This window comes from Rhizobium sp. BT03, from assembly GCF_030053155.1.
Lineage (GTDB): Bacteria > Pseudomonadota > Alphaproteobacteria > Rhizobiales > Rhizobiaceae > Rhizobium.
The window spans coordinates 16,404-30,416 of sequence record NZ_CP125645.1 but is presented as its reverse complement, the minus strand read 5'-3'; the positions used below and the strand labels follow the sequence as shown (position 1 = coordinate 30,416).

Here is a 14,013-nt window from a genome sequence, read left to right as displayed (position 1 = left end):
CGGCTTCACCGCTCACCGCGACGATAGGGCTGCATCAGCGCCTGCGGGACGCGGGCGCGGCGGGCCATGATGGCAAGAGCGGCAATGGAAAGGATATAGGGCGTCATCAGGAAAAGCTGATAGGGCACGAGGCCGCTCAGCGCCGTTTGCAGCCGAAGCTGAAAGGCATCGAAGAAGGCGAAGAGCAGGGCCCCGAACAGCGCGCGGCCCGGCCGCCAGGAGGCGAACACGACGAGCGCGATGCAAATCCAGCCGCGCCCCTGCACCATGGTCGGAAAAAAGCTGTTGAACGCCGACAATGTCAGGAAAGCGCCGCCCATTCCCATCAGCGCGCTGCCGATGATGACTGCGCCGTATCGCACCTTCATCGGATTGACGCCCTGGGCTTCGGCTGCATGCGGATTTTCGCCGGTCATGCGGATTGCAAGCCCCACGGGCGTTCGGAAGATGATATAGGCCATCAGCAGGGCGATAAGGATCGCAAGATAGGTCGGCGCCGTCTGCGTAAAGAAGGCCGGGCCGATGAACGGCAGCGTCGAGAGACCGGGGATGGCGATCGGCTGGAACGGCACGATGGTGGGCGGTGTATTGGCAAGCGGCACGATCAGCCGGAAGACATAATAGCTGAAACTGGAGGCAAAGAGCGTGACGCCGAGACCGGAGACGTGCTGGGACAGGCCGAGCGTCACCGTCAGCGACGCATGCAGCAGGCCGAAGGCGCCGCCGGCGATTGCGGCGATCAGCAGGCCGGTCCACAGATCGGCGCCGTGATAGACGGAAAGCCAGCCGATCATCGCGCCGAAGGTCATGATGCCTTCGATGCCGAGATTGAGCACGCCGGCCCGTTCGCAGAGCAGCGCACCGAGCGTGCCGAAAATCAGCGGCGTGGCGATCCGCAAGATTGCCGCCCAGAGCCCGGCAGACGCGATGATATCGAACAATTGCGTCATCGCCGGATCCTGTATTGGGTGAAGAACAAGGCGATCAGCATCGTCAGGAGCGACAGCGCCACCGTGACGTCGGCAATATAGGTCGGGATGCCGAGACCGCGGCTCATGCCGTCGGCGCCGACGAACATGGTGGCCGTGAAAATGGCGGCGAAGACCACGCCCAGCGGATTGAGATTGGCGAGCATCGCGACGACGATGCCGGCATAGCCGAAGCCGGGCGACAGGTCCGTCGTCACATAACCCTTGACGCCCATCACCTCGATCGCGCCGGCGAGGCCCGCAAGCCCGCCCGAGACACAGGCTACTTTCACCAGCGTCCTGCCGAGCGGCACGCCTGCGAAGACCGCGCCGGCGGGACTAAGGCCTGCTGCGCGGGACTGCATGCCGAAGACCGTGCGGGACTGGACGAAGTGGACGGCGACCGCCAAGGCGATCGCGATCGCAAGGCCGATATGCAGGCGCGAGCGGGCGATCAGCTTCGGCAGCATGGCATGATCGCTGACGGATTGCGACTGCGGCCAGCCGAAGGCAAGCGGATCCTTGAGCACGCCGTCTATCAGCATCGAGACGAACAGCACGGCGATGAAATTCATCAGCAGGCTTGTGACGACCTCATCGACCGAAAAGCGCAACCTCAGCCAAAGCGGGATCAAGATCAGCACCATGCCGGCAATGGCACCAACCAGCAGCAGCAGTGGAATGAGAATGGGTGCCGGGAGATTGCCGAGCAGTTTCGAGCTTGCCGCCGCAACGGCGATGGCGCCGAGATAGAACTGGCCCTCGGCGCCGATATTCCAGAGCCGCGCCCGAAAAGCGACGGCGGCGGCAAGTCCGGTCAGCATCAGCGGCGTTGCCCGCGTCAGCGTTTCGGTCGCCGAAAGCCGCGAGCCGAAGGCGCCGGTCAGGATGCGCCAATAGGCATCGAGAACAGGTGCGCCGGCGATCGAGATCAGGATGCCCGCCAGCGCCAGCGCCGCTATGATGGCGATGACGGGCGTGACGATCAGCAGGTAAAGCGGGCGGTGCTCGCGGCGCTCAAATCGCATGGTCGGCCTCGCGGGTCTCTTGCCATTCGCCCGACATCATCAGCCCCAGCTTGCGGGCATCGGCGCCGTCGGCGTCAACGGGCGGCGACAAGCGGCCGCCGACAATCGCCTGTATGCGGTCTGCAAGCGCGATCACCTCGTCGAGATCCTCCGATATCAGCAGCACGGCGGTTCCCTGCCGGCGGGCTTCGAGCAAGCGCGCGTGCACGGCGGCAACAGCCCCTTCATCGAGGCCGCGGGCAGGCTGTGCCGCGATCAGAATGCGCGGCCGCCGATAGAGGCTGCGCCCGAGAATGAGCTTCTGCATATTGCCGCCGGAAAGCAGCCGCGTGCGGATCGCCGGGCCGCCGCCGCGAACGTCGAAGCCGTCGATGATCTCTCTCGCAAAGGCCATGCCGGCCTTGCGGTTGACGAGACCGTGGCGCGAGAAGGCCGACGAGGCGATGCGCTCCAGCACGGCGTTTTCCCAGATCGCCATTTCGCCGATCACGCCCTCATGGTTGCGGTCCTCGGGAATGCGGCCGATACCGGCATCGACGACATCGGCGACGCCGAGATTGCCGACCACCTCGCCGAACAGGCTGAGGTCGCCGCCGCTGCGCGCCAGCGTGCCGGAAAGAAGATGCGCCAACGCCGCCTGGCCGTTGCCCGAAACGCCGATAATGCCGAGGATCTCGCCCTGGTGCAGCCGGAAGCTGATCGATTTCAGTCGCTCGATGCCGCCGGTGCGCACGGTCACACTTGAAGCCTCGAGCGCAACGGCGCCGGGTGTCGACGGTTCGCGAACGGGCCGCGTCACCCGGCGTCCGACCATCAGCTCGGCGAGTTCCGCCTTGCTGGTTTCCGACGCCCTGCGCTCGGCAACCATCTTGCCGGCGCGCAGCACGACGATGCGGTCGGCCGCCGCCATCACCTCGTCGAGCTTATGCGAGATGAAGATCAGCGACAGGCCCTGGCGGGCCATTTCCTTCAGCGTCGTGAACAGCCGTTCGGCCTCGATATTGGTCAGCACCGCCGTCGGCTCGTCGAGAATCAGGATGCGGGCGTCGTTGTAAAGCGCCTTGAGGATCTCCACCCGCTGCTGCTCGCCGACGGAGAGGTCGCCGAGGCGGGCATCCGGATCGACCTGAAGGCCGAAGCGCCCTGAAATCGCCAGGAGCTTCTTGCGCGCCTGGGATGTTGCCGAGCGCCAGGACCACAGCCCTTCCGTGCCGGTCATGACATTTTCGAGAACGGTGAGATTGGGCGCGAGCGAGAAATGCTGATGCACCATGCCGACGCCGGCGCGGATCGCCGCGCGCGGCTTGCCCTGCGGCAGCTCGGCGCCCTCGATCAGAATTCGGCCGGCATCCGGCACATAGTGGCCGAAAAGGATGCTCATCAGCGTGGTCTTGCCCGCGCCGTTCTCGCCGAGCAGGGCGACGACCTCGCCTTTGGCAAGCGTCATGGAAATATCGTCATTGGCGAGATTGGCGCCGAAGCGTTTGCTGACGCCGACAATTTCCAGAACAGGCCCGGTCATGACGGCAACCCCGCCACCGGAAAACGGTGCTGCCATCGCCCCTCGGCCTCCAGGCGCGCCGCCAGCGACAGAAGCCGGGGCTCGTGCCCCATCGGCATCATGAGTTGCACCGGCAGCGGCATGGCGTGCTCATCCTCTCCGAAAGGCAGCGTCAAAGCAGGAAAACCCGAAATATTGGCAAGGCAGGCAAGCGGCGCAAACGCGGTCATTCGCTCCAGATGCAGATCGGTGTCGGCATGATCGGACGGAAAGGAGCCGATCGCAAGAGGCGCGGAGGCGAGCATCGGCATCAGGATGCAGTCGACCTTGTCGAACAGCGCCCAGACGGCGTGGCTCACCAGCACCGCATCGTTCAGCGTTTTCCAGAGTTCGGTGGCCGCAAGCGCACGTCCGCGTCTAGCGAAAGCCTGCGTGAGGGGCTCGGCCCTGCTTTCCTCAAGGTCTGCCGCCTCGATGAGGGCGGCGAGGTTGACGGAAACGATATCGGCGAAGGCACAGCTGCTGGCGGCGGCGCTCCATTCGAAATCGGCCCAGGCCAATGGAATGATGGCGTGTCCGTCCTTCTCCAGCACCCGCGCGGCGTCCGCGACGGCTGCAAGGCGATCACCCTCGGTCGGGTGGGCCGGTCCGGTATCGGTCAACAGGCCGATCCGCAAACGGCCTGTGTCGACATCGACGGGAGCGGGATCCGGAACGGGTCCGTGTGCATTGCCGCTCAGACTGCCGAAGATCAGTGCCGTATCCCGCACCGAGCGGCAGACCGCAAATTCACTCGCGATGCCGGCAAGGTAGTTGCCGAAAGAAGGTCCGCCGGGGATAGCGCCGCGGGTCGGCTTCATTCCGACCAGGCCGCAACAGGCGGCGGGCACGCGGATCGAGCCGCCGGCATCGGTGGCATGGGCAATCGCGACGATTCCGGCGGCAACCGCTGCCGCCGCACCGCCCGACGAGCCGCCGGCGGTGCGCGTGGGATCGAGCGGGTTGCGACAGACAGGCCCGATTGCCGGTTCGCTGGCGAGCGAAAGGCCGAATTCCGGGCTCGTCGTCAGGCCGAGCAGACAGAAGCCTGCGTCGCGGAACCGCGAAGCGAGATCGGAGTCGGCTCCGCCGCCTTTTCTCTCGAAGAGGCGGGAACCGGCCGTTACCGGCAGTCCGCGGAAGGGACCGCCGAGATCCTTCGCCAGGGTCGGCACGCCGGCAAAGGGCCGCGCGGTGAAACGATCGGGCGCGCGCTGCCGTTCCTCGTCGCAGGCCTTTGCGGCCGCGAGACCCAAAGCGCCGTCGAGATAGGCGATCGCGCCGAGCGGCGCATGCCGCGCGGCGGCCTCAAGCGAGATCTGCATCGCTTCTGCAGCGCTCAGGCTGCCATGCCTGATCGCTGCCGCCAACTCCGTCGCATCGCCCTGCATCAGCCGAACTACTTCGGCTCTTCCATCATCTTCGGAACTTCGAAGGTGCCGGCCTTGATCTCCGCCCGCTTGGCTTCCATCGCGGCTTCCGCCTCGGCAGGCGCAACACCCTTGACGAAGACGATATCGCTGCCGCCTTCCTTCATCAGACCGTAAGAGGTGTAGTTCCTGCCGACCGGTTTGCCGGCAGCGACATCGGCGATCGCGGCATCGAGGATCGGGCGGAAATACCACATGGCGTTGGCAAACACCGTATCGGGATAACGCGGCGTATAATCGACGAGCGAGCCGACCGACTTGATGCCGCGTTCCTTGGCGGCATCGGCCGTGCCGATGCGCTCACCGAACAGGATATCGGCGCCGGCGTCGATCTGGGCGAGGCCGGCCTCGCGGGCCTTCGGCGGGTCGAAGAAGGTGCCGATGAACGAGACGAGGTGCTTCGCGTCGGGATTGACGGCCTTGACGCCCGCGGCAAAGGCGTTGATCAGCATGTTGACTTCGGGGATCGGAATGGCGCCGACCGAACCGACGACGTTCGACTTGGTCATCTTGCCCGCAAGCATGCCGGCCAGATAGGCGCCGTCATGATTCCAGGTGCCGAAGACGCCGAAATTGTCGCCGGCCTGCTCGCCGCTCGAACCCAGCACGAAAGCGGTGTCGGGATAGTCGGCAGCAACCTGCCGCGCTTCCTTCTCCACCGCATAGGCTTCGCCGATGATCAGCTTGTTGCCCTGTTCGGCATATTCGCGCATGGCGCGCGGATAATCGGTGCCGGAGACACCTTCGGAAAAGACATATTCGATGACGCCTTCCTTGGCGGCGTCCTGGAGGGCCTTGTGAAGACAGGAATTCCAGGCGTTTTCAACCGGCGACGCATGGATGCCGGCAACTTTCAGCGGGGCGGCGGCCCTTGCGAGCGGGACGAAGCTGCTGACGCCGAGCGCAATGCCCGATGCAATCACTGCCCGGCGTGAAATCAGGATGTCTTTGGTCATCGATTGCTCCCCTTTTTTTACCGTCTGGTTCAAAAATCATAGTAGCGCCTAAAAAGGTGTCAAGGAGAGAACAGGCTTAAAAATCAGGCTGATCGACCCCTTCGGCTCTTTCCTCGTCCGCCGAATTTTTGCGTGCCTCCATGGCGTCGCGACTTGGCGGAAAGACCGCGGCGTGGCAGGCTGCACCCCGATACCGCCGCGCTTCCCGGTTGAGAATTTCCGTTCCAATAATCACCTCTTTCGCTTCGGCGCGAGGAGAGCGCGGACCGGATCCGCAGGGCTTGGCGCGACGATATTTGCAGGATATGCAGAGAACTATTGGGTGGGGAAATAAGAAAATGGGTGATGGAGAAGACGCCTCGCGGCGGCCGATCGCGAGCCGGTCGTCGTCCTGGGCGATCGGCCTGAGTGCGTGGCAGGCGCGCACCGGCGTCACGCGCACGACAAGGCTTGCCCGTTCACTGGAGAGACTATGAGCGCACTCGTCCGTCGTCTTCTCGTGCTGCTCGTCCGTGTCATGGTCGGCGCCCGAAGCGAGTGGCGGGGCTGTACGCCCGACACGCGCCGCCGCATCTATTTCGCCAATCACAACAGCCATGTCGATACGGTCGCCGTCATGGCCGCCCTGCCGTATCAGGTGCGGCGGCTGACCCATCCGGTTGCAGCGCGCGATTATTGGGGTACCGGCGCCTTTCGTCGTTTCATCGCCGAGAAAGGTCTGCGCGCCGTCCTGATCGACCGCAAGCCTCTGCCGGACAGCAACCCGCTGGAACCACTCGAGCGCCTGCTCGAGGAGGGTCGTTCGATCCTGATTTTTCCGGAAGGGACGAGAAGCGCCACCGACGAGGTCGCCCCGTTCCGCAGCGGCATCTATCGCCTGGCCTGCCGTTTCCCCGACGTCGATCTCGTGCCGATCCATCTCGACAACCTCCAGCGCATCCTGCCCAAGGGGAGCATGCTGATCGTGCCGATCACCTGCACGGCGCGCTTCGGCAAGCCGCTGCGCGTCGAACCGGGCGAGGAAAAGGGCGCCTTCCTGGCCCGCGCCCGCGCCGCCGTCATCGAGCTCGCGGATGGAGGGCACATCGCATGACCAGCCTTTTCTCCATCGTCCTTGCCGCAATCCTCGGCCTGCTTGCCGTCGCCTCGGCGATCGGCTTCATCCTGCAGCGGCGCGCGACCGAGCCCGGCTCCGTCGCCACCGTCCACAACCTCAACGCCCGTATCCGCTCCTGGTGGATCATGGTCGCGGTGTTCGGCGGCGCCATCCTGCTCGGCGATACGGCGACGGTCATCCTGTTCGCAGTTCTGTCCTTCATGGCGCTGCGCGAATTCTGGACGCTGACGCCGTCGCGGCGCGGCGATCATCTGGCACTGTTCCTGTCCTTTTTCGTGGTCCTGCCGGTGCATTACGTGCTGCTCGGAACGCAGTGGTACGGCCTGTTTTCTATCTTCATCCCGGTCTATGCCTTCCTGATCCTGCCGGCAGTGGCGACGCTGACGGGCGACGTCAACGAGTTCCTGGCGCGGACCGCCAGGGTGCAATGGGGATTGATGCTGACGGTTTATTCGATCAGCCACGCGCCGGCACTGCTGATGCTTGAGACCGGTACGCCGTCCGCGCTTCTTCTCGTCTATCTGGTCATCGTCGTGCAGCTCAGCGACGTCTTCCAGTATGTCTGGGGCAAGCTTCTCGGAAAGCACCGCTTCTCGCCGAATATCAGCCCGTCGAAAACGCTCGAAGGCCTGATCGGCGGCGGCGCCTCGGCCATCCTTCTGGGAACGCTGCTCTATCGCCTGACGCCGTTCTCACCGCTGCAGGCGGCGGCCGTCAGCACCGTCATCGTCGTCGCCGGCTTCTTCGGCGGCTTCGTGCTGTCGGCGATCAAACGCGACCTCAACGCCAAGGATTGGGGCTATGTGATCGAAGGCCATGGTGGGGTGCTCGACCGCCTCGACTCCATCACCTTCGCCGCACCGCTGTTCTTCCACATCGTCCGCTACTGGTTCACCACCTGAAGATCGACACGCGAAAGCGAAGGCTTATTTCATCATCTCCATCGACGATGCGTGCGCCCTCGCCATGGCGTCCTGGAGATCGTCGATCGGCGTCGCGTCCACCATCTTCTTGCCCTCGAGCTCTTTCGGCATTTTCCAGCCAGGATCGATGCCTTCCATGTTCGGCAGTTCGTGGGCGATACCCTTATGGCAGTCGATGCAGGTCGCCTGGCCTGAAAGCAGATATCGGCTGTGGATATCGGCGGCACGCTGTGTCTGCTTCTGAAAATCCATTGCCACCGCCGAATGGCAGTTGCGGCATTCCAGGCTGTCATTGGCCTTCATGCGCGCCCATTCGTGCTGGGCGAGCTCCAGCCGCTTCTCCAGAAACTTCGGCCGGGTGTTGATCGTGCCGAATATCTTGCCCCAGACCTCCTTCGAGGCCTGCATCTTGCGGGCGATCTTGTCGGTCCACTGATGCGGCACGTGGCAGTCGGGACAGGTCGCCCGCACACCCGACCGGTTGGAAAAATGGATGGTGCGCGAAAGCTCCTGATACACGTTGTCGTGCATTTCATGGCAGGAGGTGCAGAATTTTTCGGTGTTGGTCAGTTCGAGCGCGGTATTGAACGCGCCCCAGAAGATGACGCCGCCGACAAAGCCGCCAAGCGTCAGCACGCCCAACCCGATCGTTGCCGCCGGCGTCGTCAGGATCGACCACGCCCACAAAATCGCTTTCCTGACAAATGCGATCATGACGCTCACTCGCTTCCGGCTGGTTTGAAACCCAGGTCGCTCATATCCTTGAATTGATTGGGGACGAGCGGCTGGGTATCGGCCTGCGGCACATGGCATGCCGTACAGAAGTAGCGGCGCGGGGAGACGTCGGCGAGCATCTGGCCGTCACGGGTCATATAGTGCGTGACACTGATCATCGGGGCGCCGCTGTCCTGGGTGAATTCCCGCTTGTGGCAGGAGAGGCAGCGGTTGGCATTGACCGACAGTTCATAGCCTTCGATCGAATGCGGGATAATCGGCGGCTGATCCGGATAGGCTCGCATCCTGCGCTGGTCATCGACGATCCACTTCGGCAGGGGCTTGGCAGCCCCGGTTTCCATGGAGGCTGTCGGGCCCTCCAGCTGCGGGACGGTTTGCTGGAGCACCTGGCCAACGGCTGCCGTCGCCAGGAATACGACGATGCCGGCTGCGATTGCCTGCCATTCCGGTCGCCTTACACGGCGGAAAGAATCTTGACCGCGCATTTCTTGAAATCCGTCTGCTTGGAGATGGGATCGGTGGCGTCCAGCGTGACCTTGTTGATCAACTGGCTGGCGTCGAACCAGGGGACGAAGATGACACCCGGCGGCATTCGATTCCTGCCCCTGACATCGATGCGCGAGCGAATCTCGCCGCGGCGGGAAACGATGCGCACCTCCGCTCCCTGGTTGATGCCGCGCTTGCGGGCATCTTCGGCGTTCATGAAACATCGCGCGCCGGGAAACGCCCGGTAGAGCTCCGGGACCCTCATCGTCATCGATCCGGAGTGCCAGTGTTCGAGGACACGCCCGGTGACGAGCCAGAAATCGAATTCGTCGTCGGGAGATTCGGCCGGCGGCTCATAGGGCACGGCCAGGATGACGGCCCTGCCGTCCTTCTGGCCGTAGAACTTCACTCCCTCGCCGGGTTTTACATAGGGGTCGTAGCCTTCCCGATATCGCCAACGCGTTTCCTGGCCATTGACCACCGGCCAGCGCAGCCCACGCACCTCGTGATATGTGTCATAAGGCGCGAGGTCATGGCCGTGCCCGCGCCCGAAGGAGGCATACTCCTCGAACAGGCCTTTCTGGATATAGAATCCGAAGGCCTTGGCTTCGGCATTGTCATATTCGGCGCTGATCTCGCCAAGCGGAAATCGATCGACCTCGCCGTTGTGAAAGAGCACGTCGAAGAGCGTTTTTCCCCGATAGTCCGGATTGGCGTCGAGGATCTCCTTCGACCACGCCTCGTCGGTGGTAAAGCGCTTCGAGAACTCGACGATCTGCCAGAGATCGGATCGCGCCTCGCCCTTGGCCTGGACGAGCTGGTGCCAGACATGTGTGCGCCGTTCGGCATTTCCATAGGCGCCTTCCTTCTCGACCCACATCGCTGCGGGAAGGATCAGGTCGGCACTCAACGCGGTTATGGTCGGATAGGCATCCGAAACCACGACAAAATTGTCGGGGTTGCGATAACCCTGCCAGGTCTCGTTGCTGGTGTTCGGTCCTGCCTGGACGTTGTTGTTGACCTGCACCCAATAGAAGTTCAGCTTGCCGTCCTTCAGCATACGGTCCTGCTGGACCGCATGATATCCGGGCTGTTCCGGAATAATCCCCTGCGGGATATGCCAGATTTCTTCGGCATGCTTGCGGTGCTCGGGGTTCGTCACCGTCATGTCGGCGGGAAGACGATGCGCGAAGGTTCCCACCTCACGAGCCGTCCCGCAGGCCGACGGCTGGCCGGTGAGGGAGAACGGGCTGTTTCCCGGCTCGGAGATCTTCCCGGTCAGCAAATGCAGATTGTAGACCATCTGGTTTGCCCAGACGCCGCGGACATGCTGGTTGAAGCCCATCGTCCACAGCGACATCACCTTGCGGCCGGGATCGGCGTAGAGTTCCGCAAGCTGCTCCAGGAATTCCGGATCGACGCCGGTGAGCTTGGAGGTCTTCTCCAACGTATATTCACCGACGAATTCCTTGAAGGCGTCGAAATCCATCGGCTCGGTCTTGCCGGGATCTTTGGCATTGGCCGCAGCGGTTTCCACCGGATTGTCCGGGCGCAGGCCGTAACCGATATCGGTGACGCCCCTTGCGAACTTCGTGTGATCGCGGACGAAATTCTCGTTCACGCGTCCCGTCTGGATAATGTGGTTGGCAATGAAGTTCAGGATTGCCAGATCGGTTCCCGGCTTGAACACGATGGGAATATCGGCGAGATCCATGCTCCTGTGCGTAAACGTCGACAACACCGCGACGCGCACATGCGGTTGCCCGAGCCGGCGATCGGCGACGCGCGTCCAGAGGATCGGATGCATCTCCGCCATGTTGGAGCCCCAGAGCACGAAGGCGTCCGCGTTTTCGAAGTCGTCGTAACAGCCCATCGGCTCGTCCATGCCGAAGGTGCGCATGAACCCATAGGCGGCCGAGGCCATGCAATGCCTGGCGTTGGGATCCAGATTGTTGGAACGGAAGCCGGCCCGCATCAGCTTGGTGGCGGCATAGCCTTCGAAAATCGTCCACTGGCCGGAACCGAACATGCCGACGGCCGTCGGGCCCTTGTCCTTCAGCACTTTCTTGCATTGCTCGGCCATCACGTCGAAGGCCTCGTCCCAGCTCACCGGTTCGAACTCGCCGTCTTTGGCATAACGGCCATCGCGCTTGCGCAGCAGGGGAGTCTGAAGCCTGTCTTCGCCATACATGATCTTCGACAGAAAGTAGCCCTTGATGCAGTTCAGGCCGCGATTGACCTCCGCCTGCATGTCTCCGTGTGTCGCAACGACCTGGCCCTCCTTGACGCCAACCATGACGCCACAGCCGGTGCCGCAGAAACGGCAAGGAGCTTTCGACCATTTGATCTCCAGCGCACTGACGCCGCCCGGCACCGGCTGAGCGGCGGCCGGCATCGCCATTCCCGCGGCGGCCGCGGCTATGGCAGCGGCCTGGGCCTTCAGAATCTCACGCCTGCTCAATTCTCCCGTCATGGCCTTGCATCTCCTCCTCGACATGCTCGAACACCATGTTCGCCGCGATCACCCCGTCCAGGAGCGAGATTTGCGACAGACGATCGCCGAGCATGCCCGTGCTCGTTCCCTCGATGACGATGACGATCTTGCCATTGGCTTGACCGTGAACTTCCACGCTTGGCATTTTGGCGATTTCCTCGAGAACCGCCTCGGTGCGGGCCGGCATGGTCGCGACCACGGCGCTCGATATATGATAGCGCTGGCCTCGCTCAGGCATCGGCCACCTCCATGCTGCGTGGCTGCAGCGTGATGGCGCTGACTGGACATCCGGCAATGCATCCCCCGCATCCGTTGCAGAGGTCGGCGCGCAGCTCGGGAAGAAACGGGCCGCCGATACGGGGCCGGAAACGGATCGCCTGCTGAGGGCAAGCTTCTCCGCAGGACTGGCAGGTGATGCCCTGCCTTGCCAGGCAGGTATCGCCGACCGCAGCAACATGGGCAAAGCGATCGACCCGGTCCGCCGCGAAGACGGGTTCAGGGCACGCTGCCTTGCATTCACCGCAGAAGGTGCATTCGCCTCTGGTAAAGTCGAGCGATGGCAATCCGCCCACGAGGCGGATTATGTTGGTCGGACAGCGTTCCTCGCATCGTCCGCACGCCGTGCATGCCGCGGCAAGGGTTTCCATCGAGGCTCCCGGCGGGCAAACCCGATGATCGGCCATTGGCGGCCGGCCTGAAAGGAATTGACGTCGCGACATCGGCGCTTGGGACATGGCTCAATGTCCGGCCGGCGGCCCCGGAGGGCCGTAAATGATCTGAAACATCCAGACGAGGAAGCCATAGCCGCCAACGACACCGACGGCCACCAGAGGCCATATTCCGAATGCAAGAACAAGGAAAGCCAGCATTTCCGCCCGGCGCTTCGCGCGCGGATCGCTCTGCCCCGATGCTTTTTGAAGCAATTCAGACATGACAGGCCCCCAAGTGCAGATGGTAGCATGCTCAGGCAATCATGACCAGTTGACGTGCATTCCCCAGGCTACAACTATCTCCGATCTGGTGGCATGACCTGCATTGTCGCAGCCATAGCCGCCATAGAAGCAGGCGATCAAAACCATTCGCGCAGGTGCACGTCTAAAACCGGTCGATATCCTCGAGGCTCTCGAACAGCCGGCGCTGAACATCCCGCTCCTGCCTGCCGATGGCGGTCACCAGCCTGTCCATCGTTCCCCGCAGGCCGTACAATTGGTCGACCAGATCCATGACGACATCGACGCCGGCTTCGTTGACGCCCATGTCGCCCATCAGGTCCAGGATGAGCCGGGCGCGCGCGACGTCGGCGTCATGAAACTGCCGTCCTTCATTCGACATCTCCGGGATCAGCCAGCCCTGTTCGACCCAGAGATCGAGCTGGACGACATCGATTTTCAAGCAAAGACGGAATTCGAGATCATCCACGATCAAGCCTCCATGTTCTTCCTCGGATCGTATGAATTTGCCGTCGCCCATTCCTTCATCAGAGACGTCAGCCGTTCGTCGGGATTGTCGGGCAGCACGATCTTCAGGGCGACATAGACGTCGCCGTGCCCGCCGCCGCGTGTAGCGACACCCTTGCCCTTGAGACGCAGGACCTTGCCGGCATTCGAGTGCGGGGGCAGCGTCAGGTTGACCGGTCCCGACGGTGTCGGTACGCGGACCTTGCCGCCGAGCACCGCCTCGCCAAGCGAGATCGGCAGCTCCAGGCGGATGTCGTCGCCGTCGCGCGTGAAGAAGCGGTGAGGCCCCACGCGGATTTCGATGAGGGCATCGCCCGGCGGCCCGCCTGCAATGCCCGGCTCGCCCTTGCCGCGCAGTCGCAAGGTCTGGCCGTCGCGGGTGCCGGGCGGGATCTGCACATCGAGCTGCGGCCCGTCCGGCAGTTTGATCTCGGTCCGGGTGCCGTTGACCGCCTCGAGAAAATCGACCTCCATGGAGAAACGCCGGTCCTGGCCCTGGCTGCGCATCCTCCCTCCGCCGGCGCGGCGCGAAAAGAAATTGGCAAAGGAATTATCGGCATCGGCGAAATCGGCAAAACCGGAACTGTTGCGGTAGGGATTACCGGGACCGCTCGCCGAGGCATAGTCGCGGTAATAGCTGCGCTGCGCCCGCTCGGCGCCCGTCATATCGATCTCGCCGCGATCGAAGCGTCCGCGTTTTTCCTCGTCGCTCAAGATCTCGTAGGCGGTCGAAATTTCCTTGAACCGCTCCTCGGCCTTTCTGTCGCCGGGGTTAAGGTCGGGGTGAAGTTTCTTGGCGAGCTTGCGGAAGGCGCTTTGAATATCCTTCTGCGTCGCATCCCGTTTCACGCCCAGAAGCTCATAGGGATCCTGGCTCAT

15 protein-coding genes and 1 pseudogene are annotated in these 14,013 nt (G+C 63.2%); 3 read left to right on the top strand and 13 right to left on the bottom strand.

Annotated elements, in window-relative coordinates; translation table 11 throughout:
- Positions 1-5: 5 nt before the first annotated feature.
- From QMO80_RS31230 to QMO80_RS31210, 5 genes are read right to left on the bottom strand one after another with little or no spacing between them, the layout of a single operon-like run.
- Positions 6-950 carry an ABC transporter permease gene (locus tag QMO80_RS31230; RefSeq protein ID WP_283201677.1) on the bottom strand — a complete coding sequence of 315 codons (945 nt, stop codon included), beginning with the start codon at positions 948-950 and terminating at the stop codon, positions 6-8.
- The gene (locus tag QMO80_RS31225) at positions 947-1,996 is read right to left on the bottom strand and encodes an ABC transporter permease (RefSeq protein ID WP_283201676.1); all 1,050 of its coding nucleotides are present in this window, start codon (positions 1,994-1,996) and stop codon (positions 947-949) included. Before QMO80_RS31225 ends, QMO80_RS31230 begins: the two co-directional genes overlap by 4 nt.
- On the bottom strand, positions 1,986-3,518 hold the full coding sequence (locus QMO80_RS31220; protein ID WP_283201790.1) for an ABC transporter ATP-binding protein: 1,533 nt from the start codon (positions 3,516-3,518) through the stop codon (positions 1,986-1,988). Before QMO80_RS31220 ends, QMO80_RS31225 begins: the two co-directional genes overlap by 11 nt.
- Positions 3,515-4,927, bottom strand: coding sequence for an amidase (locus QMO80_RS31215; RefSeq protein WP_283201675.1), 1,413 nt, complete (start codon positions 4,925-4,927; stop codon positions 3,515-3,517). Before QMO80_RS31215 ends, QMO80_RS31220 begins: the two co-directional genes overlap by 4 nt.
- A gap of 8 nt (positions 4,928-4,935) precedes the next feature.
- Positions 4,936-5,922: a BMP family protein gene (locus QMO80_RS31210; protein ID WP_283201674.1), complete on the bottom strand. Its 987-nt coding sequence runs from the start codon at positions 5,920-5,922 to the stop codon at positions 4,936-4,938.
- Positions 5,923-6,214: 292 nt separating this feature from the next.
- On the opposite strand from QMO80_RS31210, the pseudogene QMO80_RS31205 reads away from it, so the two are divergent.
- From QMO80_RS31205 to QMO80_RS31195, 3 genes and pseudogenes are all read left to right on the top strand, one after another.
- Positions 6,215-6,359 (top strand): annotated as a pseudogene (locus QMO80_RS31205) (CDP-alcohol phosphatidyltransferase family protein); the annotation flags it as partial.
- A 35-nt stretch (positions 6,360-6,394) separates the two neighbouring features.
- Entirely contained in the window at positions 6,395-7,015 is a 621-nt protein-coding gene (locus tag QMO80_RS31200; RefSeq protein ID WP_283201673.1) for a 1-acyl-sn-glycerol-3-phosphate acyltransferase, read from the top strand.
- A complete protein-coding gene (locus tag QMO80_RS31195; RefSeq protein ID WP_283201672.1) occupies positions 7,012-7,941 on the top strand; it encodes a phosphatidate cytidylyltransferase in 930 nt (309 codons plus the stop codon). Before QMO80_RS31200 ends, QMO80_RS31195 begins: the two co-directional genes overlap by 4 nt.
- 24 nt (positions 7,942-7,965) lie before the next feature.
- On the opposite strand, the gene QMO80_RS31190 is transcribed toward QMO80_RS31195, so the two are convergent.
- The 8 genes from QMO80_RS31190 to QMO80_RS31155 all read right to left on the bottom strand — a co-directional run bounded on the left by QMO80_RS31190 (position 7,966) and on the right by QMO80_RS31155 (position 14,013).
- Complete coding sequence (locus QMO80_RS31190) at positions 7,966-8,673, bottom strand: NapC/NirT family cytochrome c (protein ID WP_283201789.1); 708 nt, start codon at positions 8,671-8,673, stop codon at positions 7,966-7,968.
- Positions 8,674-8,681: 8 nt separating this feature from the next.
- Entirely contained in the window at positions 8,682-9,182 is a 501-nt protein-coding gene (locus QMO80_RS31185; protein WP_283201671.1) for a nitrate reductase cytochrome c-type subunit, read from the bottom strand.
- A complete protein-coding gene (napA, locus tag QMO80_RS31180) occupies positions 9,152-11,656 on the bottom strand; it encodes a periplasmic nitrate reductase subunit alpha (RefSeq protein WP_283201670.1) in 2,505 nt (834 codons plus the stop codon). The genes QMO80_RS31185 and napA overlap by 31 nt, the downstream gene beginning before the upstream one ends.
- Positions 11,631-11,915 carry a chaperone NapD gene (locus tag QMO80_RS31175; RefSeq protein ID WP_283201669.1) on the bottom strand — a complete coding sequence of 95 codons (285 nt, stop codon included), beginning with the start codon at positions 11,913-11,915 and terminating at the stop codon, positions 11,631-11,633. The genes napA and QMO80_RS31175 overlap by 26 nt, the downstream gene beginning before the upstream one ends.
- The gene (napF, locus tag QMO80_RS31170) at positions 11,908-12,411 is read right to left on the bottom strand and encodes a ferredoxin-type protein NapF (RefSeq protein ID WP_283201668.1); all 504 of its coding nucleotides are present in this window, start codon (positions 12,409-12,411) and stop codon (positions 11,908-11,910) included. Before napF ends, QMO80_RS31175 begins: the two co-directional genes overlap by 8 nt.
- Before the next feature lie 3 nt (positions 12,412-12,414).
- Positions 12,415-12,609, bottom strand: a complete 195-nt coding sequence (napE, locus tag QMO80_RS31165) for a periplasmic nitrate reductase, NapE protein (protein WP_283201667.1) — start codon at positions 12,607-12,609, stop codon at positions 12,415-12,417.
- Positions 12,610-12,772: 163 nt separating this feature from the next.
- Complete coding sequence (locus QMO80_RS31160) at positions 12,773-13,096, bottom strand: chaperone modulator CbpM (protein ID WP_283201666.1); 324 nt, start codon at positions 13,094-13,096, stop codon at positions 12,773-12,775.
- A gap of 2 nt (positions 13,097-13,098) precedes the next feature.
- A complete protein-coding gene (locus QMO80_RS31155; RefSeq protein WP_283201665.1) occupies positions 13,099-14,013 on the bottom strand; it encodes a J domain-containing protein in 915 nt (304 codons plus the stop codon).